Annotated in this window: 20 protein-coding genes; 9 read left to right on the forward strand and 11 right to left on the reverse strand. The window is 70.7% G+C overall.

Going from position 1 to position 22326, the window contains the following annotated elements; genetic code table 11:
• Positions 1-11: 11 nt before the first annotated feature.
• The 8 genes from sufD (at position 12) to ABEA93_RS06880 (ending at position 6337) form a co-directional block, all read left to right on the forward strand.
• Positions 12-1241, forward strand: a complete 1230-nt coding sequence (gene sufD / locus ABEA93_RS06845; RefSeq protein WP_345674396.1) for a Fe-S cluster assembly protein SufD — start codon at positions 12-14, stop codon at positions 1239-1241.
• The gene (locus tag ABEA93_RS06850) at positions 1241-1558 is read left to right on the forward strand and encodes a non-heme iron oxygenase ferredoxin subunit (protein WP_345674397.1); all 318 of its coding nucleotides are present in this window, start codon (positions 1241-1243) and stop codon (positions 1556-1558) included. The genes sufD and ABEA93_RS06850 overlap by 1 nt, the downstream gene beginning before the upstream one ends.
• Positions 1559-1564: 6 nt before the next feature.
• Entirely contained in the window at positions 1565-2329 is a 765-nt protein-coding gene (gene sufC, locus ABEA93_RS06855; RefSeq protein WP_345674398.1) for a Fe-S cluster assembly ATPase SufC, read from the forward strand.
• Positions 2326-3585 (forward strand): cysteine desulfurase, encoded by a 1260-nt coding sequence (locus ABEA93_RS06860; RefSeq protein ID WP_345674399.1) that lies wholly within the window; start codon positions 2326-2328, stop codon positions 3583-3585. Before sufC ends, ABEA93_RS06860 begins: the two co-directional genes overlap by 4 nt.
• Before the next feature lie 48 nt (positions 3586-3633).
• Entirely contained in the window at positions 3634-4089 is a 456-nt protein-coding gene (gene sufU / locus ABEA93_RS06865; RefSeq protein WP_345674400.1) for a Fe-S cluster assembly sulfur transfer protein SufU, read from the forward strand.
• Positions 4086-4415 (forward strand): metal-sulfur cluster assembly factor, encoded by a 330-nt coding sequence (locus ABEA93_RS06870; RefSeq protein ID WP_345674401.1) that lies wholly within the window; start codon positions 4086-4088, stop codon positions 4413-4415. The genes sufU and ABEA93_RS06870 overlap by 4 nt, the downstream gene beginning before the upstream one ends.
• 117 nt (positions 4416-4532) lie before the next feature.
• Positions 4533-5471, forward strand: a complete 939-nt coding sequence (locus ABEA93_RS06875; RefSeq protein WP_345674402.1) for an RNA polymerase sigma-70 factor — start codon at positions 4533-4535, stop codon at positions 5469-5471.
• 59 nt (positions 5472-5530) lie between these two features.
• Positions 5531-6337, forward strand: coding sequence for an SDR family oxidoreductase (locus tag ABEA93_RS06880; RefSeq protein WP_345674403.1), 807 nt, complete (start codon positions 5531-5533; stop codon positions 6335-6337).
• Between the two features lie 197 nt (positions 6338-6534).
• Here the strand turns inward: ABEA93_RS06880 and ABEA93_RS06885 are convergent, their stop codons facing one another.
• Genes ABEA93_RS06885 through ABEA93_RS06895 form a run of 3 tightly spaced genes read right to left on the reverse strand, consistent with a single transcriptional unit; the run spans position 6535 to position 10149 of the window.
• A complete protein-coding gene (locus tag ABEA93_RS06885; protein WP_345674404.1) occupies positions 6535-7650 on the reverse strand; it encodes a hypothetical protein in 1116 nt (371 codons plus the stop codon).
• Positions 7647-9734 (reverse strand): hypothetical protein, encoded by a 2088-nt coding sequence (locus ABEA93_RS06890; protein WP_345674405.1) that lies wholly within the window; start codon positions 9732-9734, stop codon positions 7647-7649. The genes ABEA93_RS06885 and ABEA93_RS06890 overlap by 4 nt, the downstream gene beginning before the upstream one ends.
• A gap of 10 nt (positions 9735-9744) precedes the next feature.
• Entirely contained in the window at positions 9745-10149 is a 405-nt protein-coding gene (locus tag ABEA93_RS06895) for a hypothetical protein (RefSeq protein WP_345674406.1), read from the reverse strand.
• A 348-nt stretch (positions 10150-10497) separates the two neighbouring features.
• Between ABEA93_RS06895 and ABEA93_RS06900 the strand changes: the two genes are divergently transcribed.
• Complete coding sequence (locus ABEA93_RS06900; RefSeq protein ID WP_345674407.1) at positions 10498-11808, forward strand: tetratricopeptide repeat protein; 1311 nt, start codon at positions 10498-10500, stop codon at positions 11806-11808.
• Positions 11809-12408: 600 nt separating this feature from the next.
• On the opposite strand, the gene ABEA93_RS06905 is transcribed toward ABEA93_RS06900, so the two are convergent.
• The 8 genes from ABEA93_RS06905 to ABEA93_RS06940 form a co-directional block, all read right to left on the reverse strand.
• On the reverse strand, positions 12409-13182 hold the full coding sequence (locus tag ABEA93_RS06905; protein ID WP_345674408.1) for a hypothetical protein: 774 nt from the start codon (positions 13180-13182) through the stop codon (positions 12409-12411).
• Positions 13183-13425: 243 nt separating this feature from the next.
• Positions 13426-13761, reverse strand: a complete 336-nt coding sequence (locus ABEA93_RS06910; protein ID WP_345674409.1) for an RNA polymerase-binding protein RbpA — start codon at positions 13759-13761, stop codon at positions 13426-13428.
• 273 nt (positions 13762-14034) lie between these two features.
• Entirely contained in the window at positions 14035-14286 is a 252-nt protein-coding gene (gene secG / locus ABEA93_RS06915) for a preprotein translocase subunit SecG (protein ID WP_345674410.1), read from the reverse strand.
• Between the two features lie 204 nt (positions 14287-14490).
• Positions 14491-15276, reverse strand: a complete 786-nt coding sequence (gene tpiA, locus ABEA93_RS06920) for a triose-phosphate isomerase (RefSeq protein ID WP_345674615.1) — start codon at positions 15274-15276, stop codon at positions 14491-14493.
• Between the two features lie 33 nt (positions 15277-15309).
• Entirely contained in the window at positions 15310-16497 is a 1188-nt protein-coding gene (locus ABEA93_RS06925; RefSeq protein WP_345674411.1) for a phosphoglycerate kinase, read from the reverse strand.
• Positions 16498-16678: 181 nt separating this feature from the next.
• Positions 16679-17683, reverse strand: a complete 1005-nt coding sequence (gene gap / locus ABEA93_RS06930) for a type I glyceraldehyde-3-phosphate dehydrogenase (RefSeq protein WP_345674412.1) — start codon at positions 17681-17683, stop codon at positions 16679-16681.
• Between the two features lie 288 nt (positions 17684-17971).
• Complete coding sequence (locus ABEA93_RS06935) at positions 17972-18382, reverse strand: hypothetical protein (protein WP_345674413.1); 411 nt, start codon at positions 18380-18382, stop codon at positions 17972-17974.
• 595 nt (positions 18383-18977) lie between these two features.
• Complete coding sequence (locus ABEA93_RS06940; RefSeq protein ID WP_345674414.1) at positions 18978-22229, reverse strand: M14 family metallopeptidase; 3252 nt, start codon at positions 22227-22229, stop codon at positions 18978-18980.
• Positions 22230-22326 lie beyond the last annotated feature (97 nt).

Raw genomic sequence — 22326 nt, forward strand, 5'->3', positions numbered from 1 at the left:
CGCGAAAACCTATGGCAAGCGCAACTAACTCCGGTAGCACCACGGCCGGTTCCATCGCCGTGCGCGAGGCCGGGGCCCCCGGCGAACTCGCGGGTCCCGGCACCGGGCGCATGGTCAGCCAGCCGGCCGACGCCCGGCAGATCGCGGTCGCGTCCTACGACGTGGCCGACTTCCCGGTGCCGCACGGCCGCGAGGAGGACTGGCGGTTCACCCCCCTCGACCGGCTCAACGGGCTGCACGACGGCACGTTCGGCACGGCCGGCCGGGTCGGCGAGCTGACCGTCGAGGTCGAGGCCCCCGCGGGCGTCGTCGTCGAGACGGTCGGCCGGGACGACGCCCGGGTCGGCAAGACCGGCAAGCCCGTCGACCGCGTCGCGGCGCAGGCGTACAGCGCGTTCGAGAAGGCCACCGTCGTCACGTTCCCGAAAGAACTCGTGGCGGGCGAGCCGGTGTTCGTGCGGACGCGCGGTGCCGGGACGACCGGTTTCGGGCACCTCGTGATCGACGTCGGCCGGTTCGCCGAGGCGGTCGTGGTGCTCGAGCACACCGGCAAGGCGACCTACGCGGACAACGTCGAGTTCCTCGTCGCGGACGGCGCGAAGCTCACCGTGATCTCGGTGCAGGACTGGGCCGCCGGCGCGGTGCACCTGAGCCACCAGATCGCCCGGCTGGGCCGGGACGCGGCGTTCAAGTCGGTCGCGGTCACCCTCGGCGGCGACGTGGTCCGGCTGTTCCCGCGGGTCGTGTACGACGCGCCGGGCGGCGACGCCGAGCTGTACGGCGTGTACTTCGCCGACTCGGGCCAGCACCTGGAGCACCGCCTGTTCGTCGACCACGACGTGCCGCGCTGCCGCAGCCTGGTCACCTACAAGGGTGCGCTGCAGGGCGCCGACGCCCGCACGGTGTGGATCGGCGACGTGCTGATCCGCGCGGCGGCCGAAGGCACCGACACGTACGAGCTGAACCGCAACCTGCTGCTCACCGAAGGGGCGCGCGCCGACTCGGTGCCGAACCTGGAGATCGAGACCGGCGAGATCGCCGGCGCCGGGCACGCCAGCGCCACCGGCCGGTTCGACGACGAGCAGCTGTTCTACCTCCAGGCCCGCGGCATCCCGGCCGACGAAGCCCGCCGTCTGGTGGTGCGCGGCTTCTTCGCCGAGGTGATTGCCCAGATCGGGCTGCCGGAGCTGCAGGACAAGCTGATGGAGCGCATCGAGGCGGAGTTGGGGGCGAGCGTCTGATGGCGTTCCAACGCGCGTGCGCCGAGAGCGAGTTGTCGGAAGACACCCCGCACCGTGTGGTGCTGGACGGTGTCCCGGTGACGCTCGTGCGCACCGAGGGCGAGGTGTACGCGATCAACGACGTGTGCAGCCACGCCAACGTGTCGCTGTCGGAGGGCGAGGTGGAGGACTGCACGATCGAGTGCTGGCTGCACGGCTCGCGTTTCGACCTTCGCACCGGCCGCCCGTCCGGCCCGCCGGCGAACCAGCCGGTCCCCGTCTACCCCGTGAAGATCGAGGCCGACGCGATCCACGTCGACCTGAACCAGGAGTCCTGAGTCCGTATGGCAACGCTTGAGATCCGCGACCTGCACGTCAGCGTGGAGGCCGAGAACGGCCCCCGCGAGATCCTGCGCGGCGTCGACCTGACCGTGAAGCAGGGCGAGACCCACGCCATCATGGGCCCGAACGGCTCCGGCAAGTCGACCCTGGCGTACTCGATCGCCGGGCACCCGAAGTACAAGGTCACCGGCGGCACCGTGACGCTCGACGGCGAGGACGTGCTGTCCATGTCCGTCGACGAGCGCGCCCGTGCGGGCCTGTTCCTCGCGATGCAGTACCCGGTCGAGGTGGCCGGTGTGTCGGTGTCGAACTTCCTGCGCACGGCGGCGACCGCGGTGCGCGGCGAGGCGCCGAAGCTGCGCCTGTGGGTCAAGGAAGTCAAGGAGGCGATGGACCGCCTCCAGATGGACCCGGCGTTCGCCGAGCGCAACGTCAACGAGGGCTTCTCGGGCGGTGAGAAGAAGCGCCACGAGATCCTCCAGCTGGAGCTGCTCAAGCCGAAGATCGCGGTGCTCGACGAGACCGACTCGGGTCTGGACGTCGACGCGCTGCGCATCGTGTCCGAGGGCGTGAACCGGGTCCGCGACACCGGCGAGATCGGCACGCTGCTGATCACCCACTACACGCGGATCCTGCGCTACATCAAGCCGGACTTCGTGCACGTGTTCGCGGGCGGCAAGATCGTCGAGTCCGGCGGTCCTGAGCTGGCCGACAAGCTGGAGGAAGAGGGCTACGAGGCCTACACCGGAGTCAGGGAGAACGCATGACCATCACCCTTCCGGGGCTCCTCGACACCGACACGATCCGCAAGGACTTCCCGGTGCTGTCGCGCACCGTGCACGACGGCAAGCCGCTCGTCTACCTGGACAACGCGGCGACCTCGCAGAAGCCCAAGCAGGTCATCGACGCGCTGAACGCCTACTACGAGCTGCACAACTCGAACGTGCACCGGGGCATCCACGTGCTCGCCGAGGAAGCCACCGCGCTGTACGAAGGCGCCCGTGACAAGGTCGCGTCGTTCATCAACGCGCCGTCGCGCTCCGAGGTCGTGTTCACGAAGAACTCGTCCGAGGCGCTGAACCTGGTCGCCAACATGCTGACCTGGGCAGACGAGCCGTTCCGGGTCGGTCCGGGCGCCGAAGTGGTCATCACCGAGATGGAGCACCACTCGAACATCGTGCCGTGGCAGCTGATGTGCCAGCGCACGGGTGCGTCGCTCAAGTGGTTCGGCCTGACCGACGAAGGCCGCCTCGACCTGTCGAACATCGACGAGGTCATCACCGAGAACACCAAGGTGGTCTCGGTTGTGCACACGTCGAACATCCTCGGCACGGTCAACCCGATGGAGCTGATCGTCCGGCGTGCGCACGACGTGGGCGCGCTGGTCGTCGTCGACGCGTCGCAGGCCGCGCCGCACGTCCCGATGGACGTGCAGGAGATGGGCGCCGACTTCGTGGCGTTCACCGGGCACAAGATGCTCGCTCCGACGGGCATCGGCGTGCTGTGGGGCCGGCTCGGGCTGCTCGAGGAGCTTCCGCCGTTCCTGGGCGGCGGCGAGATGATCGAGACCGTGACGATGGAGTCGTCGACGTACGCTCCGTCGCCGCACAAGTTCGAGGCGGGCACCCCGCCGATCGCGCAGGCGGTCGGTCTGGGCGCGGCGATCGACTACCTCAACGCGCTGGGCATGGAGAACGTCGCCTCGCACGAGCACGCGCTGACCGCATACGCGCTCGAAGCGCTGGCCACCGTCGAGGGCCTGGAGATCATCGGCCCGAAGACCGCCGAGTCGCGCGGTGCGGCGATCTCCTTCAAGTTCGGCGACCTGCACCCGCACGACGTGGGCCAGGTGCTGGACGAGCAGGGCATCGCGGTGCGCGTCGGCCACCACTGCGCGCGGCCGGTGTGCCTGCGCTACGGGGTGCCGGCGACCACGCGCGCGTCGTTCTACCTGTACTCGACGCCCGGCGAGGTCGATGCGCTGGTGGCCGGCCTGGAACATGTGCGCCGGTTCTTCGGCTGACATATCCGTGGCACGGACACACATGCGTCAGGACCGTTGGGAGCGGCGATGAAGCTGGACTCGATGTACCAGGAGATCATCCTGGACCACTACCGCAACCCCCATCACAAGGGGCTGCGGGACCCGTTCGACACCGAGGTGCACCACGTCAACCCGACGTGCGGCGACGAGGTGACGCTGCGGGTGAAGCTCGACGGGACGGGTGCCGGCGCGAAGGTCGTCGACGTCTCGTACGAGGGCCAGGGCTGTTCGATCAGCCAGGCCAGCGCGTCGGTGATGACCGACCTGGTCATCGGCCGCACGGTCGAGGACGCGCTCAAGGTCCAGGAGGAGTTCCTGACCCTGATGCAGTCCAAGGGCCAGGCCGAGCCGGACGAGGACGTGCTGGAGGACGCGGTGGCGTTCGCCGGCGTGTCGAAGTTCCCGGCCCGGGTCAAGTGCGCATTGCTCGGTTGGATGGCGTGGCGGGATGCGACCACGCAGGTGATGGAGGGTCGGAAGTGAGCGACACCAAGATCGGTCCGGCGTCGCCGGACGAGGTCACCGAGGCGCTGTACGACGTCGTGGACCCGGAACTCGGCATCAACGTCGTGGACCTGGGCCTGGTGTACGGCGTCACGGTGGACGACGGCAACATCGCCACCGTCGACATGACGCTCACCTCGGCGGCGTGTCCGCTGACCGACGTGATCGAGGACCAGGCGAAGACGGCCACCGAGAACCTGGTGAAAGATCTGCGGATCAACTGGGTGTGGATGCCGCCGTGGGGCCCGGACAAGATCACCGACGACGGTCGGGAGCAGCTGCGGGCGCTGGGGTTCAACGTCTGATCTGCTGCCTCGCCGATCTGTGCCGGTGCTTGTGCCGGTGATGTGTGCGTGACGGAAGGCCCGGTTCCCCGATTCCGGTCGGGAGCCGGGCCTTCGGCGTTGGATAGCGTGGGCGGCATGAGCGAGGCGGGCGGTGCGGGCGGTGCGGGCGCGGCGGTTGCCGAGTTCGAGGCGGAGCGGGGGCGGTTGTTCGGGATCGCGTACCGCATGCTCGGGTCGGCGGCGGAGGCCGAGGACGCGGTGCAGGACGCCTATCTGCGGTGGCATGCGGCGGACCGGGGGTACATCGGCGCGCCGGGGCCGTGGCTCGCGAAGGTGCTGGCGAACCTGTGCCTGAACCGGCTGACGTCCGCGCGGGCGCGCCGCGAGGAGTACGTCGGCCCGTGGCTGCCCGAGCCGGTGCGCACCGACACCGGCGCGCTGGGGCCGCTGGAGACCGCGGAGCAGCGCGAGGCGGTGTCGATGGCGATGCTGGTGATGCTGGAGCGGTTGTCGCCGCCGGAACGGGCGGTGGTGGTGCTGCGCGACGCGTTCGACTACGGGCACCGGGAGATCGCCGCGGTGCTGGACTGGCCCGAGGCGAACGTGCGGCAGGCGTACAGCAGGGCGAAGAAGCACCTGGCGGACGGCCGCCCGCGGTTCGCGGCGTCCGCCGAGGTGCGCGCGGACCTGCTGGAGCGGTTCCTGACCGCGGCGGCGGAAGGCGCACTGGACCGGCTGGAGGCGCTGCTCGCCGACGACGTGGTGGCGTGGGCGGACGGCGGCGGCAAGGTGCGGTCGGCGACCCGGCCGGTGTCCGGGCGGAACGCGGTGGCGCGGTTCTTCATCGGCATGCTGCAGAAGTTCGGGAGCGGGGTGGTGGTCACGTTCGCCGAGGTCAACGGTGCGGCGGCGGTCCTCGGGTGGGAGGACGGCGCGCTGATCGCGGCCGGGATGGTGGAGTTCGGAACCGACGATTTCGGGAACGGTGTGGTGACGGACGTCCGGATCATGCGGAATCCGGACAAGCTGGGGTTCCTGGAAATCCAGTGCCGGGAGCTGTCACAGAACGCGTAGCTGCGCGGTTCCTTCCTGCGTAGGCGCTTCGACCGCGTACGCATTTGGAGGAGACGCAGATGTCCGACGACGCGATCCGCAACGACGGCGGCACGATCCTGGTGACCGGGGCGACGGGGGTCCTGGGCCGGGAGGTCCTGGCCCGGGCCCGCCGCACCGGCCTTCCGGTGCGGGCGATGACGCGCCGCACCGAACTGCCCGACGACCCGGGCGTCACGTGGGTCACCGCCGACCTCAAGACCGGCGCGGGGGTGGACGAGGCCCTCGACGGGGTGACGACCGTCGTCCACTGCGCGAGCGACGTCCGCCACCCGAAGAACGACATTCCGGGGTGGCACCACCTGCTCGACTCGGCGCGGCGGGCCGGGGTGGGGCACATCGTCAACATTTCGATCGTCGGGATCGACCGGATCCCGTACCGCTACTACCGGATCAAGCTCGAAGGCGAACGTCTGCTCGCGGCCTCCGGCATCCCGTGGACCAACCTGCGCGCGACCCAGTTCCCGGAACTGCTGAACGCCGGCTTCCGGGCGCTGTCCAAACTGCCGGTCGTGCTCGTCCCGGCGAAGACCGCGTGCCAGCCGGTCGACCAGGGCGAAGTCGCGGACAGGCTGGTTGCGTTGGCCTTGGCGGCCCCGTCCGGCCAGGCCACCGAGATGGGCGGCCCGACGGTCTACACCGCCGACGAACTCGCCCGCACCTGGTGCCGCGCGGCGGGCAAGAAGCGCCGGATCGTCGCTGTCCGTATCCCCGGAAAGCTCGGCGCGTCTTTCCGCAGCGGCGCCCTGACGACCCCGGAGCAGGCCACGGGGGTGCGGACCTGGGAGGAGTATCTGGCCGGGAAGTCGGGGGTGGCGGCGGGCTGATCGGCGGCGGTCCGGGTGGTGCGGACCCGGTGCCGGGGCGCGCGGCGTCGCCCCGGCACCGGCTCAGGCCGCCGGTTGTGCCGCGTCCTCCGTGCTCAGGCGCAATGCCGCGACGATGCGGCGGTAGAGCGGTGATCAGGACGCTGGAGCAGGGCATCGCCGGCACGGCGTGAGACGCCGTACCGGCGCCCGGCGGGTCAGGAGCGGATCGGCTCGCAGCCCTTGGCGGTGGCGACGGCGCCTGCGATCCTGCGGAACGTCTCGTCCGGTGCCGGCAGCCAGGCCTGCCGCGGCTCGGTCTGCTTGACGACGAGGAACAGCGGACGGCCCTGACAAGTCGTGCGCAGCGTGAAGTCGGTCCCGGCATCGGTCACCGACCGCCACACCGTGCCGCGGTAGCCCGCCACGGCGACATCTCGGGGCCCCGGCCCGGCGGCGGCCTCCGGCGGCTGCGGATCGCCTTGCACGACGCGGAACTCCAGCTCCCAGGAGACCCAGTTGCCTCGCCCCGGGCGGTGTTCCACACCGACGTGCACGCCCAGCCCGCACGCGAAGTATCCGCTGCCCGTGTCGATGTAGGCCTGACGCAGCGGTGCCTGCTCCTCGGCCGCGGCCGGGAGAACGTCCTTCCACGCGACGCCGGCAAACCCGCACACGGGGTCGCCGGCACGGACATCGCCGCGCACCGGGTCGCCGCCCGGGGCCGGGGCAGGCAGGTCCGGCCCCTCGCAGTTGTCCGCACGGCGCCGGATGTTCACCGCGGACACCAGCGCGGCGGCGAGCCGGCCCCGGTTGTCGGGCCGCGCCACGGCACCGGGGTCGCCGGTCAGGTTGGTCAGCTGAAGCCTTGCCGCCCAGGTCTTGTTCGTGGCGTGGCAAGGCGGGACGAATACCACCGCCTCGTGCTCGTCCGCGTAGCCGGTCAGCCCGGGGCCCAGGGGCTCGAACAACGCGGGGACGGAACGGTCGGCGGAACCCCGCCAGTTCACCATGCGGTCTTCGTTCGGGCTTGCCACTCCGGTGAGGAAGTCCAGGTACCAGGTGGTCTGCGCGGGGTCGGTCGCTGTCACCACGGTGCAGCCCGCGGGGAGGCCGGGGACCGCGTCGTTCCGGCCGCCGACGTCCTTGAGCTTCGCGGTGGTCCCCGGCGGCAGCAGGTCCCGGACCTGGCTCTCGGTGAACCATCCGCCGCACAGGCTCTGCGGCGACGCCGGCGGCGACTTGGCGCCACCGCCGGAGGAACACGCCGAGGCGGCACACAGGAGAGCTGCGATGGCGACCCACCGCGCGAAGGTGCGGTCTGTGCGCTTCATCCCGGAGTGCCCCGCGTTCCCTTGGTGACCTGCTCTCCCGTGTTGTAGCCCGTGTCCACGACGTCCACGAGATCGACCGGGTCCCGCCCCGGCGGCAGGTGCGAGTTGTAGTCGTTTTGCCATTGAAGGACCGTGTCCGTGGACATCGTCAGTCTGTCGACGTAGGCCCGGCTGATCTGCTTCGACGCATCGCCGGAAGAATCCTGCTTCAACCAGTCGTTGATCTCCGACGCCGACTTGTCGATGACCACTGCGCCGACGTCCCCGATCCACTCGTGCCCCGCCGGCGCAAACACCGTGGCCGCCGCCGACAAGGCACCGCCGCCCCAGCGCGTCCATCGCTCCAGGGTGGCATTCGATGCCTTGTCGCCGTTGAGCTGAGAACTGCGAATGTCATCGGACGTCACCCTGTCGATGGCGCCGAAGACCTCTGCCGAGTTCGCCGCGAACTTCTCCATGGCAGGGTTGACGGCCTGCGGGGAGCCGTAGACGCCGTCCGGGTTGGCGGCGATCGCCGACAAGCCGGACCAGGTGAACGCCTGCTCGGCCTGCTGCAGTGCGGCGACATTCAGCTTGTCTCCGGCCAATCCCGCGACCAGCCGCAGCATGTCCTCGCGAGCCACCCCGACAGCCGGAAGTCCCGGGGGCATATTCGCGGCCGAAACTCCGGCGTGCTGGTTGGACAATCCCGCGTGCAGCGTCGCCGGGTTGGATACCAGCATCTGTGTCACACCGGTGCGCAAGTGTTCGGAGTGCGAGAGCGCCGAGGAATCCTTGTCGCTGAACACACCGACGACGTTGGACACGACGCTCGGCAACTTCGTGGGATCCGTGCCGACCCGCGTCGCCGCCGCAATGGCGTCGCCCAGGGGATCCAGATGGGCCTTCGCGCCCGGGCCCGGGCCGTAGATGCCGTTCCTCAGTTCCCGCTGGTTCGCCAGATAGTCGAGATCGTTCTTGCCCTGATTGCCGGCGAACATCTCGGTGGCCGCGGCCGGGTTGTTCTTCAGGGCGACGAGATAGCCGTTGACCGGGTCCCGACTGGGCTGGTCGGTGCCCCAGCCGATGCCGCGGGCGTTCAGCTCCTTGTCGTAGTCCAGGACGTCGCGGCCCACGACCTTCAGGAACTCCGTGTCGTACGTGCCCTGGCGGATCAGGGTGTCCAGCGCCTGGTACCCGTACGTCACGTTGCCGCTCAACGGGTCGCCGGGGTCGTTGACGACGTTGCGTCCCGCCTGCTTCAGCTGCTCCATCCACGTCTTGTCGCGGGCCAGTTCCGGACTGGCCGCGGACAACGCGTTGCGCAGGGTGTCCTGGACGACCTTGAGGTCGCCGGAGTCCGCGTCCCTCCGCGACCAGGGCGGGGTGGTGTACTTCGCGGTGTCGAGCAGGCCTTGGGGTCCAAGGTCCCGGACCAGCTGGGTCTGGTAGCCCGGGTTGCCCGCGTTGTCCAGGCCGAGCAGTTTCAGCTCCCGGATGTCCTGGCTGCTCAGCTCGCCGCTCTGGAGCTTGGTCAGGAGGTCCGCCGCGCGCCGAGCGTCCGCGGCCGGATCGGCACCGAGGGAGTGGACGTTGAAGTCCCGCTTGGGGCCGAAGTCGACGTTGGCTTTCATGGTCACGGCGGCCAGTTCGTCGGCGGCGGTGGCCTGGTCCAGCGCGGCGGTGACGCGTTTGGCGATGTCGTCGGCGATGCCTTGGAGATTGGTCTGCTCGGCGTCCGACATCGCGGTCCAGGTGAGCCGCCCGTCCGGTTGACGGGTGATGCCGTTGCGGCGGGCGTCGTCCAGCGCTTGACGGAGCGTACTTTGCGCTGTGCGGAGCTTTTGCGCCGCTTCCCGCAGGATCGCCGCCATCGCGCCGGACTCGGCGCGCACGGCTTCGAGTTGGTCGCCTACGTAGCCGATCAGCTGCACCGCTCTGCGGCCGTCGTCGCTGATCCAGGCACCGGCCAGCGGGCCGATGACGTCGCGGTCGACGGACGCTTCGTCTCCCGTCATCGCGGCGCTGAGCCGCTCCCAGCTTGCCGCCACCGCGTCGACCGCGTCGGGAGAACAGGTGTCGAGGTCTTCGATCGAAAGTCCCATGGCGTGTCCCCTACTTCCGGATCAACGCTTTGGTGACGGCCTGTTCGTTTTCCTGCCAGTTCGTGGCGGCCTTGCGGATCCGGCCCGCGCGGTCGTCCATGTCTTCGAGGAGATGCTTGAGCTTTTCGCCCCAGCGTTCGTGGACGTGCTCGACCGCCTTGGTGAGTTGCAGGTTGCGGCCGATGTTCACGTGGTCGCTGTCCTTCAACGCGGCGTTGACGTCGGCGCTCGCTTCGGCGCGCAGGCCTTCGAGGCGGGCCGCGGCACTCAGCAGAGTCTCGGGTGTCAATCGGACCGCGCCGGGTGCGGCGGCGGCGGACAGCAGCCGGGTCTCGGCGGGTTCGGCGGCAGGTGGGTCGGCGCCCTCGTAGAGCCATGGGCTCAGGGCTCGGTCTATGTGGTTGTCTGCGCTCACAGCGGCCCCCGTAGCGACTGGAATCGTGGACGGGAGCCTAGTGAAACGGAGGCTGCGGCGCAGTGATACGACTGGCTTGATCGGCGCTGTGGCCACGCCGCGCAAGCGGCATGCGCGGTAGCGTCGCCCCAACAGTGGACTAGCTGTGGGGTGGGGTGGCTGCGGGTGGTCTTCCGATGGCGGCGGCGGCACGAGCGCCACCTGGCCGAGTACCGGCAGCGCCTGGAGCAGGCGCAGGCCGCCGCTCCCCCGTCGGGTGCCCTGATACCCGCGATCGCGCCGCCCAGGGGATCACTTTCGGTCGAAGCGGAGGATGAGCTTCCGTCACCAGCGCGGTCCGCACGGGCCATGGCGGTACGCGCCGAAGACCGCGACCGGGCCGCCATGCTCGCCGACCGAGCCCGGCAGTTGAGCCGGTCCGGACGCCACACCGAAGCCTCCGCGCCCGCCCGCGCCGCGGTGCGGATCCTCGGCGAACTGGCCGAGCACAACCCGGCCGAGCACGCCGCGGCCCTCGTCGACGCGCTCCGCGCGCTGGCCGCGGTCCTCGCGGGCGGCAAACAGTACGCGGACGCGGTCAAGGTCGCCGACAATGCCACGCTCCGCGCGCGCCGCCTCGCCGCGCTCGACGTGCATCTCCACCGGCCTTTGCTGGCCGCGACCTTGCGGGACCTCGGTGCGCGGCTCGGCGACGCCGGCGAGGCGATACGGGCGTTGAGCGTGCTGCACGAGTGCGTCGAGGCGTATCGCACGCTTGCGGCCCGCTCGCCCGAGGTCTACCGGGCCGGACTCGCGGACGCGCTGGACGAGTTCGCCGGTCGGCTCGCGGAAAGCGGGCTCACCGACGACGCGTTGGCCGTGTTCGAGGAAGCTGCTCGGCTGCTGACCCTCGCGGACGCGGACGTCCTGGCGCAGGTGACGACGCGTCAGGCCAACTTGCTGGCCCGGGTCGGCCGCGTCGACGAGGCGCTGGAACGCGCGAACTCCGCGGTACGGCTGCGCCGTTCGCAGGCCGAGGACGCCCCGGGCGCGGCCGAGGACGCGCTGGCCGCCGCGCTGCAGAGCTACGGCCTGCTGCTGAGCGGCACGAAGCGGCACGACGACGCGGTGGAAGCGCTGGAGGAGGCGGTGTCGCTGCGGGCCCGCCGGGTGCGGGTGGATCCGGCGATCGCCCGGCGGCCCGAGGTCGCGGTGACGTATGCCGTGTACGGCCTGGTGCTGATCTCCGCGGACCGCCCGGCGGACGCGGTGCCGCCGCTGGCCGCCGCGCTGGGGGTGGGCACCGCGCTCAACCTGCCGCAGGTCGTCGAGATGGCCACCGACGCGCTGATCCGCGCCCACGCCGCCGAACCCGCCGCGGTCCGATCGCGCTGGCGCGCGGCCACGGGCGAGGACGCGCCGCAGTGGATCACGGGGACGGGCCGTACCCGCCGCGTCGAAGCCGGGCCCCCGGCCCCTGCCACTACCGCTCCGCGGCCCGACCGGATGCCCGCACCGGACCGGACACCGCCGGCCGACCGTCCCCCCCGAGCCGACCGCACGCCGCCACCCGACGAGGAGAACCCCCGCCCGCCGGGCCGCGGCCGCCTGACCGGCCAGCCGATGCGACGGCCGATCCCGTCACCGACGAAACGACCGCGGACGGACGTCGACGTGTAAGCAGAAACGAGAAGCGCCGGTGCAAGACGCGCGAGCCCAGGACGCGAGACGCGGGCGCAGCGCGGGCGAGCGCGAAACGCGGGGGCGTACGGGCGCGCGGGCTGGAGCCCGCGGCTCAGGAGCGGCGGCGTGAAGCCGCGGGCACGACGGGCGACAGCGCGAAAGGCCAGGGCGCGAGGCACGAGAGCGCGGGCACGAGAGCGCGACGCGCGCAGCTCCGGACCTCCCCGAAGGCCTGACGGCGCGGGGCCTCAATCACGGGACCCCGGGCGCAAGCGCGAGGCGCAGGCGGGAGAACCCGAAACGCGGGGGCGTCGGGCGCGATAGTCGGGGCGTGCGAGCGAGGCGCGATGCGGAGTCCCTCGCGTGCCCTGCGCTTCTGCCGCCAGGGCGCGAGCGCGAAACGCGGGGGCGTCGGGCGCGCGAGCTGGAGCCCGGGGCGCGCGGGCGCGTGACGTAGGCGTGCGAGCGCAGTGCGCGAGGCGCGCGATGCGGCGGCTGTCGTGTGGCCTGCTCCCCTGGCCGTCAGGCCATCCGGCTGCCCGGGCGTGGTCGGGCCCCGAGTGTGGGCGCGCGCGGCGTCGACGCCACGATCCCGGCTCAGCGGCGTTCCCGTTCGCCTCCGCCCGCTTCGTCGCCCTTCGCGTCGGAGACCGCTGCAACCGGGCGGTCTGCGGACGTGCCCGGGGTCCCGGCTTCCCGGTCGGCACCGTCCTCCGCCGACCACACCGTCTCGGCCGGCGGCTCCCCCGCCTCGCCCTCGCCACCGCCGCCCTCGCCACCGCCGTCGCCCCCGTCCGCCGTCGGCCCGCGCCGCCGCGACGTGTACCAGCCCGCCCCCGCGATCGCCGCGACCACCGCCGCGATCGTGCCGAGCAGGGTGGCGGTCGAGAAGAAGCCCGCGGAGGAGGCCGAGTCCGCGTCGTCGGGCAGCTCGTCCAGATCGGTGGAGCAGACCAGCTGGTCCGACATGCCCGCGAGGCGGACGCAGGCGGTGGCCGCCAGGCCGCCGCCGTCGTCCGGCAGGACGTCGACCCGGGCCTTGACCGTCCGCACCACCTCGCCGCCCACCGGCAGGTCGACCGTCCATGTCAGCTGTCCGCCGAGGGTGTCCGGCGAGCCGTCGCTGGCGAGCAGGAAGGTGCCGTTGGGCAGCCTCGCCGTCAGCGAGACCGTCTCCAGCGCCACCGCGCCGATGTTGCGGGCCCGGATCGTGTACGTGTGCACCCGCCGCTCGGCGGTGTTCATCGTCCCGTCGTCCATCCGCACCGAGACCGCGGGCTGCGGGACGCCCGGCAGCGGGTCCGCGGCCGCCGCGGCGGGCAGGCAGGCGAGCGCGGCGGCGGTACCGAGGACGGCGAGACGCGTGCCCACGAGGACTCCCAACGGTGGCGGCCTGGCGCAGGTTCACCGCTCAGTCTGGGCAGCGGCGCACCCCGCAACGCCGATCCGGCCCGCAGGTTCCCCCAACGGGCGTATCAGGACAACTCGTTCGTGTCATTCCGCGGCCGTCGGGGAACCACCCGGAACGCCGGCAGGGGTGTGCCGTCACGTGGGCGCCAGGCACCCACGTGAGGGCACACCCCTGCCGGGACGTGCAAAAAAGCGCGGTCGCTCTCAGATCTCCCCGCGGAGCTTGGCGAGGGCCTCGGCGAGGATCGCCTCGCCGTCCGCGTCGCTGCGGCGCTCGCGGACGTACGCGAGGTGCGTCTTGTAGGGCTCGGTACGCGGAGCGTCCGGCGGGTTGTCCGCGTCCTGGCCGGCGGGCAGGCCGCAGCGCGGGCAGTCCCAGGTCTCCGGGACCTGTGCGTCGGTCGCGAAGCTCGGCTGGGTTTCGTGCTTGTTGGCGCACCAGAACGAAATGCGCAGCCGGGGTGCCGCTTCGCCGCGCTCGGCCTCACCCATCGGACCCGCGCCTACCCGGCTCCCACGGATGGCGTTGCCACTTGCCACGGTTAAAACTCCCCTTGGATCTGGTGGACGCGCGCCACGGACGCGCGGCTCGGACGACGGCTCGGGCCAACGGCCGTGATCCGGCCGGGCGACTGCCTGCCGAAACAGTGTACGTGCGGCCCGCGCGACCGGGAACCGCCTCCTGCGGCATTCCGACACGGTGTCAGGAAGCGTGCACAGAACGGGACATCGGCCCCGATACCGGGTGCCCGGAAAGTCCGGCGGGGCGGCCCGGCACGGAAATCCCCGCCGGAGCCGCCCCGTCCGCGCACCCTACTTCTTGAGCAGCAGCCCCAGGACCACGATGCAGATGAACCACAGCGAGCCGACGATGATCGTCAGGCGGTCGAGGTTCTTCTCCACGACGGACGACCCGCCGAGCGAGGACGACATGCCGCCGCCGAACAGGTCGGAAAGACCGCCGCCCTTGCCCTTGTGCAGCAGGACCAGCAGCACCATGAGCAGACTGCAGATGATCACGGCGATCGAGAAAGCGAGAGTCACGGCCTGGCCCAAACTCCTCATCGGAGAGCTTCACGGGGGCTGGCCCCGTCCCGCTCCGGACGCGCGGCCAGGGGTTCCTGGCCTCGGACAGGGTACGCCGTTCCGCCGCCCCGGGGGGAACCGGAAGCCGAAAACCCGGGACCCACCTGCGGAAACCGCGGGCGGGACCCCGGCGGACGCCGGGCCCGCGGAACGGACCCGGCCGACGTACCCGACTAACCGTGCTTAACCTACGGCCTGGTCCCGGAAGCGGACCAGCTTGACGAACTCCTCGGCCTCCAGGCTCGCGCCGCCGACCAGGCCGCCGTCGATGTCCGGCTTGACCATGAGGCCCGCCACGTTCGACGACTTGACCGAGCCGCCGTACAGGATGCGCACCTTGCCGGCCAGCTCGGCGTCGTACAGCTCGGCCAGGCGGCCCCGGATCGCGCCGCAGACCTCCTGGGCGTCCTCCGGCGTCGCGACCTCGCCCGTGCCGATGGCCCACACCGGCTCGTACGCGATCACGATGCGCTCGGCCTCGGCCGCCTTGATGCCCTTGAGGCCGCCGTCGACCTGCGCGAGCGTGTGCGCGACGTGCTCGCCGGCCTTGCGCACCTCGAGGCCTTCGCCCACGCACAGGATCGGCGTGATGTTGTTCGCGAACGCGGCCTTGGCCTTGGCGTTCACGACCTCGTCGGTCTCGTTGTGGTACTGGCGGCGCTCGGAGTGGCCCACGGTGACGTAGGTGCACTTGAGCTTGGCGAGCATCGAGCCGGCGATCTCGCCGGTGTACGCGCCGCCCGTGTGCTGCGACACGTCCTGCGCGCCGAACACGATGCGCAGCTTGTCGCCGTCCACGAGGGTCTGCACCGAGCGCAGGTCGGTGAACGGCGGCAGCACCGCGACCTCGACCTGGTCGAAGTCCTTGTCGTCCAGCGCGAAGGCGAGCTTCTGCACCAGGGCGATGGCCTCGAGGTGGTTGAGGTTCATCTTCCAGTTGCCGGCCATCAGCGGAATGCGGCCGGTCACGGCGGAACCTGCGGGGTTCTTCTTGGTCACGGGTCAGCTCTCCAGGGCTTCGATGCCGGGCAGGGTCTTGCCCTCGAGGTACTCCAGGCTGGCGCCGCCGCCGGTCGAGATGTGGCCGAACGCGGCCTCGTCGAAGCCGAGGGTGCGCACCGCGGCGGCCGAGTCGCCGCCGCCGACCACGCTGAACGCGGCGGAGTCGACGAGGGCCTGCGCGACGGCGCGGGTGCCGCCGGCGTACGGCGCCATCTCGAACACGCCCATCGGGCCGTTCCAGAAGACGGTGCGCGCGTCGGCGAGCTTGGCCGCGAAGAGCTTCCCGGACTCGGGGCCGATGTCGAGGCCCATCCGGTCGGCGGGGATCGCGTCGGCGGCGACCACGCCGTGCTCGGCGTCGGCGGCGAACGCGGCCGCGGCGACGACGTCGACCGGCAGCACGAACTCGACGCCCTTCTCCGCGGCGCGGGCCAGGTACGCCTGCACGGTCGGGATCTGGTCCTTCTCCAGCAGGCTGGAGCCGACCTCGTGGCCCTGCGCGGCGAGGAACGTGTAGACCATGCCGCCGCCGACCAGGATGCGGTCGGCCTTCTCCAGCAGGTTGTCGATCACGCCGAGCTTGTCGGAGACCTTGGAGCCGCCGAGGACGACCGCGTAGGGCCGCTCGACGTTCTCGGTGAGGCGCTTGAGCACGTCGAGTTCGGCGGCGATCAGGTAGCCGGCCGCGTGCGGGAGCTTGTGCGCGATGTCGTACACCGAGGCGTGCTTGCGGTGCACCGCGCCGAAGCCGTCGCCGACGTACAGGTCCGCCAGCGCGGCCAGCTCGTCCGCGAACGCGCCGCGCTCGGCGGCGTCCTTGCTGGTCTCGGCGGCGTTGAAGCGCACGTTCTCCAGGACCGCCACGTCGCCGTCGCCGAGGGAGGCGACGGTCCCACGGGCACTCGCGCCGACCGTGTCGGTCGCGAACGCGACGGGCTTCCCGAGCAGTTCGCCGAGGCGCGCGGCGACCGGTGCGAGCGAGTACGCCGGGTCCGGCTCGCCCTTCGGGCGGCCGAGGTGGGCGGTGACGACGACCCGGGCGCCGCGCTCGGCGAGCGCGCGGATCGTCGGCAGGCTCGCGCGGATGCGGCCGTCGTCGGTGATGGTCGCGCCGTCGAGCGGCACGTTGAGGTCGGCGCGTACCAGAACGCGCTTACCGGCGACATCGAGGTCGTCGATGGTCTTCATGCGGGGGTGTCATCCTCATCGGTTCGGGCCGTCGAGGGAAACGGCCCGTCGGCCGGCTGGGGGTCGCGGGTGCGCCCGGGGCTTCCCGGGGCGCCCGGGGCCGGCGGGCCCCGGGCGTGCGGCCGGGCCCGGCCGACGGAAGTCCGTCGTCCGGGCCCGCACGGTCACCGGATCAGCGGTGTCAGAGCTGCGCGCCGACGTGCTTGACCAGGTCGACGAGGCGGTTGGAGTAGCCCCACTCGTTGTCGTACCAGCCGACGACCTTGACCTGCTTGCCCTGCGCCATCGTCAGCTTCGAGTCGAAGGTGCAGGAGGACGGGTCGGTGACGATGTCCGAGGACACGATCTCGTCCTCGGTGTAGGACAGGAAGCCCTTCAGCTCGCCCTCGGCGGCCTTCTGGAACGCGGCGTTGACCTCGTCCTTGGTGACCTCGCGCTCCAGCTCGACGACCAGGTCGGTAACCGAACCGGTCGGGACCGGCACGCGCATGGCGATGCCGTCGAGCTTGCCGGCCAGCTCCGGCAGGACCAGCGCGGTGGCCTTGGCGGCACCCGTCGAGGTCGGGATGATGTTGGTCGCGGCGCCCCGCGCGCGACGCAGGTCGCTGTGCGGGAAGTCCAGGATGACCTGGTCGTTCGTGTACGCGTGGACCGTCGTCATGAGGCCCTTGGCGACGCCGAAGTTCTCCAGCAGGACCTTCGCCATCGGCGCGACGCAGTTGGTCGTGCAGGAGGCGTTGGACAGCACGGTGTGCTTCGCGGCGTCGTACTTCTCGTGGTTGACGCCCATCACGATGGTGATGTCCTCGCCCTTGGCGGGCGCGGAGATGATGACCTTCTTGGCGCCGGCCTGGACGTGCTTGACGGCGTCCGAGGCGTTGGTGAAGCGGCCGGTCGACTCGATGACGATGTCGGCGCCCAGCTCGCCCCACGGCAGCGCGGCCGGGTCGCGCTCGGCCAGCGTCTTGAACGTCTTGCCGCCGACGGTGATGCTGTCGTCGGTGTGGCTGACCTCCTGGCCCAGGCGGCCGAGGATGCTGTCGTACTTCAGCAGGTGGACCAGCGTGGCGTTGTCGGTGAGGTCGTTGACACCGACGATCTCGACGTCGGCGCCCGACGCCAGAACCGCGCGGAAGAAGTTGCGGCCAATACGGCCGAACCCGTTGATACCTACTCGGATCGTCACGAACCGATCTCCTCTTGGTGCGCCGGAGGGATGCCCTGATGTGTTCTTCCCGGCAGACGGGTTGGAATCGTCAAGCCGAGACCAAGTCCGACCTTATCGCGCGCCATAGCGTGGCCGTGACCCAGGCGTCCACCCGTTGAGACCGGCTCCGACCGGCGGATATGGCGCGCGAGCCGACCGCACAGGGGCGGGCCGCACTTGCCGGCGCACCCGAAGCGGAGCACCCCCGGACGGGCGGAAGGCCCGGCGGTCGCGACCGCCAGGCCTTCCGGTGGTGCATCGCGCCGACTAGCGGCTGCGACCCGCGCCGAGAGCCGCGCCGCCTGCGGCCACCACGCCGAGTGCGGTCAGGAAGCCCTTCGAGCCGTCCTTCATCTCTTCCTTCCAAGCATCGAAGATGTGGAGTTTGTCGAGCACATCCGACAGCGAGATGTCCATGCCGTGGTCGTTGTAGGCGTTCTGGACCGAGAAGGCGATACCGAAGTACTGCGCGACGAAGATGCCGACTGCGGCGAGCACCACCGCAAGCACCGGCATGGCCGGGTGGCGGCCGCCGAAGCGGCCGACCACGGCGCCGATGACCAGGCCCGCAAAAATCGCAGCCCAGGCGTAGAGCTTGTCCGTGCCGGCGATCAAGCCGCAGTAGGCGCCACCCGCCACGAGCGTCGCCAGCACGCCAAGGCCGACCGCCGCGCCCACACGGACGGGCCGTCCCGCACCGTAGGGCCCGCCCGGCCCGTACCCACCCGGCTGTCCCCCGTAAGGGCCGGGCTGCTGAGGGTGGGGCTGGCCGTAAGGACCGGGCTGCTGGCCGGGCTGGCCGTATGGCCCCGGCTGCTGGCCGTAAGGTCCGGGCTGCTGCCCGTACGGGCCCGGCTGCTGCTGCGGGGCGCCGTAATTGCCGGGCCCGTTGTATCCACTCACGTATTCGTCTCCCGAGACGATGGCTTGGGGGGACGCCCGACGCTAGTGGGGCGCAGTGACGAACGCGCGAACGCAAGGGTCCCTAGGCCTGCGAACACCCGCGCGTCGCCCGTCTTGACCGGAAATGCCGGAAAGATCGAGGGATTTCCCGCAGACCGGGGCAGGCGGAGCAGACCCCCGACGCGGCCTCGCTTGCGGAACGCTCGGCGCGACAAGCGAGTTCCCGCCGTCACCCTCCGCACACGCCGGGGCCCGGCGGACGTTTCGCCCGCCGGGCCCCGGATCGCACCCGACCTCACTCGTCCGCCTTGCCGGTCCCGTGCGGGACCGCCAACCCCTGCGGACTACGTACCGTCCTTCCCGGACCGGGCTACTTGAGCAGGTGCGCCAACGCCTTGCCCATCACGGCGTTCCGCTCGGCCTGCGTCGCCAACTGCTCCAGGCCGAAGCCGAAGAGCAGGGTGTCGTTCGTGGCGACCACCGAGCTGCCGTAGACCGACTTGGAGTTGATGAACGTGCCGGACGAGTGGTCGCCCGGCGGCGGGCCGGCGATGGTCCACGGGCCCGTGCCGGTCTCGAAGCCCTCGCTGTCCACGGTGCCGCTGACGGTCACGACCTTGGCGTCGTCGAAGAACACGCCCGCGCCGCCGGTGTTGGCGTCGCTGACGTAGCCGAGCGAGACCTCCACCTTCTTGCCCGCGTACGGCGACAGGTCGAACGCGACCTGCTGCCAGCCGCCGGAGTTGCCCGTGAACGCGTTCCACGCCCCGGTGCTGCCGGAGGCCTGGCAGGGGGTGCCCACGGTGATGTAGTGCGCCAGGAACGGGTGGTCCTTCTGCGCCAGGTAGCCGCTGGAGCAGTCCTCCGGCAGCTGCTGGGTGCTGCGGCCGTTGAGGTCCGGCAGCGTCGTCCAGTCGTCCTGGCCGACGGTGTGCGCCTCGACGATCACGTGGTCCCAGTTCTGCTCGGTGTCCCACGACATCTGCGCGGTCAGCTTCGCCGCGTCCGCCGCCGTCACACTGCTCAGGTCGATGGTGCGCGTCATGCGCATGTACGACTCGTCCACGTGCGGGCCGGCGATGTACTTCTGGCCCTCCGGCGGGGTCAGCGGCCCCGACGGAACGCCCTGGTACACCGCGGCGCTCTGGCTGCTGCCGAACTGCGGGAAGCTGTTCGGCGGCAGGATCGCGCCGGTGGGCAGGAACCCGCCCGCTTCGTTCACCGGGTTGCTCGCGGTGCCCGGAAGCCCCGCGGCCGTTCCGGCGAACGGGCCGGTGTCGGTGCCCGTGACGCCGTTCACGCCGCCCGTCGCCGCCCGTGCGTAGGCGCCGAAGTAGTACTGCGTGAAGTCGTCGGACAGCAGCTCGCAGTCGTCGCGGTAGCTGGTGGTGATCCAGCACGGCTGGTCGGGGTGTCCCTTGAGGCCGTAGTAGATACCGCCGCCGTTGGCGCCGGCGAGCGGGCCGTAGTACGCGGTGGTCTCACCCGCGTACATGACCTTGCCGCCCTCGTTGAGGTAGTCCCGCATCGCATAGGTGAGGGCCACCGCGCGGTCGGCCACCGTGCTGTCCGGGAACTGCCCGCTGCCGCCCACCCGGGTCGGCTCGTCGGCCGCGTCCTGGGTGAGACGGTTGTCGCCCAGGTACCACACGACCGCCTTGAAGTGGCCGAGTACGCCGACCGCGTCGGGCACGCCCTGCTGGTCGATGTCCCACAGCGACGCCTTGACGCCGTTGGCCTTCAGCGAGTCCAGGTACTGCTGGGCGTACTTCGGCGCGCTGGTACCCGGCGGGTAGGTCGGGTTGACGCCCTTGTAGTCCTCGTTTGCGACCACCAGGACCTCGGAGCCCTTCGCCACCGTGCCCGGCGGCGCGAACTTGTAGGTGAAGTGCTCGCTCTCCACCTTGCCGGTGCCGGGCTTGTTGGCGGTGTACCACACCTCGACGGAGTCGCCGGGCTTGCTGTGGTCGACGGAACCTCTGTACTGCTTGTACCAGTTGGTGCCGTCCTTGCCGAAGACCTCGCCGCCGTCGAAGGGCAGGACGCCGTCGGTCTTCACGCTGCCGCCGTTGACCCGGTAGTTGATCCGCAGGTTCTTCAGCTTCTGCTTCGCGTCGACGGCGACCGGCTGCTCGTCGTCGTTCTCCGCGTAGGAAGTGTCGAACTTGTGGATGACCAGGTCCTTGGCCTGGAGGCCCACCGAGGAGACCGGCTCGTCCGGCTGCTGCGCCGACTTGGCGACGGACAGCGCGAACGGCAGGTTGTCCTGGAACTCCTTGGAGATGAGCGTGTCGTCGTCCGGGAACGTGAAGATGCTCTCGCAGTCGTCCGCGTTCCAGGCGTCGTTCGGGTCCCAGTTCGACGCGGTCTCGCACGTCGACATCTCGGGCGTGAACGAAATGCCGCCGTACTTGGTGTCCACGTAGCCGTCGGTGTCGCCGTTCGTGGAGTACAGCGACGCGCTCAGCTCCGGCGTGTAGTTCGGGACCGCCGGGTTCGCCTTGGTACCCGCGAGGGCGATGCCGATGTTGTCGTCGGGGCTCTGCGTGGCGACCTGCCAGCCCACGCCGTACAGCAGCAGTTCGGCGGCGGAGTGGTAGTTCACCACGAACCGCGGCTGGAGCTTGGCGAACAGCTTGTCGATCGCCTGGGTCTCCGGCTCGGAGTTCCCGGCGGGGCCGCGGTACGTCTCACTGAACGTGTCAGGCGACGAACCCTCGTTGTCGTAGCCCCACTTGTAGTCGAAGTTGCGGTTCGGGTCGACGCCGTCCGCGCCGGTGATGACGCCGTTGCCGTCGTTGTCCCGGAGGTTCTTGCGCCACTGCCGCTCGCCCGGCTGCCACGTCCACTCGTAGCCGTCCGGGTTCGCCGAGAGGACGAACCACAGTTCGGTGGAGTTGACGATCTTCTTGACGTCGGTGTTGTTCGCCTTGTAGCCGTCCACGTAGTAATGCATCAGCCGCCGGTTCATCTCCGGGGTGATCCACTCGCGGGCGTGCTGGTTCGCCATGTACAGCACCGGCGCCTTGGACCCGTCCGGACTGCTCTTGGCATCCTTGCTGATCTTGATGGCGAGGATGTCCTGGCCGAGCGTCGACTTGCCGATCGACACGACCTTGGTGATGTCCGGGTTCGCCTTGGCGACGTCGAGCATCTCGGCGGCCAGGCCGCCTTCGCCCGCGTAGTGCTTGAAAACGCCGCCGGGCGCCGCGGTGAGCGACGCCCGGGCTTTGTCACTGTTCTTGTTGCCGCGTTCCTGGAGGGAGACGCCGGCCTTGGTGAGTTTGGCCGCCTGCGCTGCGTCCAGATCGACCTCGGCGGTGAGCTTGCCGTCCGCGGCCGGTGCGGTCTTGGTCTCGGTGCGGTCGATGCCCAAGTCGTAGAGCTTCGACGCGTCCTTGGGATCGAACGTGGCCAGGTAAGCCTTCTTGCCGGCGTCGCCGGCCTGCGGCAGCTTGACCTGGGGTACTTCGGTGGCAATCGGGAACGAGTCGGTTGCCGTCGGCGCCGACGCCGCATGTGCCGCCGGAAGCGCCGAAACCATGCCGACGACCAGGGAAATGGCCGCCAACCCGGTTCCGGCGATGCGCGTGGACCGTCGGGAACCCTTGCTGCGTCTCACTCAACCCCCTCTGTGAGCGGCATACGCGTGGGGATCAAGCACGAACGGGCACCTTGCCGCGAACCTCGTTGATCATCAAGGAGATTGCTGTGCCAGG

It is taken from the genome of Yinghuangia aomiensis (assembly GCF_039542225.1).
In the GTDB taxonomy this organism is placed as follows: domain Bacteria; phylum Actinomycetota; class Actinomycetes; order Streptomycetales; family Streptomycetaceae; genus Yinghuangia; species Yinghuangia aomiensis.

Coding starts and splice junctions, on each gene's coding strand:
- ABEA93_RS06850 (WP_345674397.1), top strand. CDS start 1,241: ATGGCGTTCCAACGCGCGTGCGCCGAGAGCGAGTTGTCGGAAGACACC.
- ABEA93_RS06875 (WP_345674402.1), top strand. CDS start 4,533: ATGAGCGAGGCGGGCGGTGCGGGCGGTGCGGGCGCGGCGGTTGCCGAG.
- ABEA93_RS06925 (WP_345674411.1), bottom strand. CDS start 16,497: ATGAAGACCATCGACGACCTCGATGTCGCCGGTAAGCGCGTTCTGGTA.
- ABEA93_RS06890 (WP_345674405.1), bottom strand. CDS start 9,734: ATGGGACTTTCGATCGAAGACCTCGACACCTGTTCTCCCGACGCGGTC.
- ABEA93_RS06885 (WP_345674404.1), bottom strand. CDS start 7,650: ATGAAGCGCACAGACCGCACCTTCGCGCGGTGGGTCGCCATCGCAGCT.
- ABEA93_RS06880 (WP_345674403.1), top strand. CDS start 5,531: ATGTCCGACGACGCGATCCGCAACGACGGCGGCACGATCCTGGTGACC.
- sufC (WP_345674398.1), top strand. CDS start 1,565: ATGGCAACGCTTGAGATCCGCGACCTGCACGTCAGCGTGGAGGCCGAG.
- ABEA93_RS06860 (WP_345674399.1), top strand. CDS start 2,326: ATGACCATCACCCTTCCGGGGCTCCTCGACACCGACACGATCCGCAAG.
- secG (WP_345674410.1), bottom strand. CDS start 14,286: ATGAGGAGTTTGGGCCAGGCCGTGACTCTCGCTTTCTCGATCGCCGTG.
- sufU (WP_345674400.1), top strand. CDS start 3,634: ATGAAGCTGGACTCGATGTACCAGGAGATCATCCTGGACCACTACCGC.
- ABEA93_RS06900 (WP_345674407.1), top strand. CDS start 10,498: ATGGCGGTACGCGCCGAAGACCGCGACCGGGCCGCCATGCTCGCCGAC.
- sufD (WP_345674396.1), top strand. CDS start 12: ATGGCAAGCGCAACTAACTCCGGTAGCACCACGGCCGGTTCCATCGCC.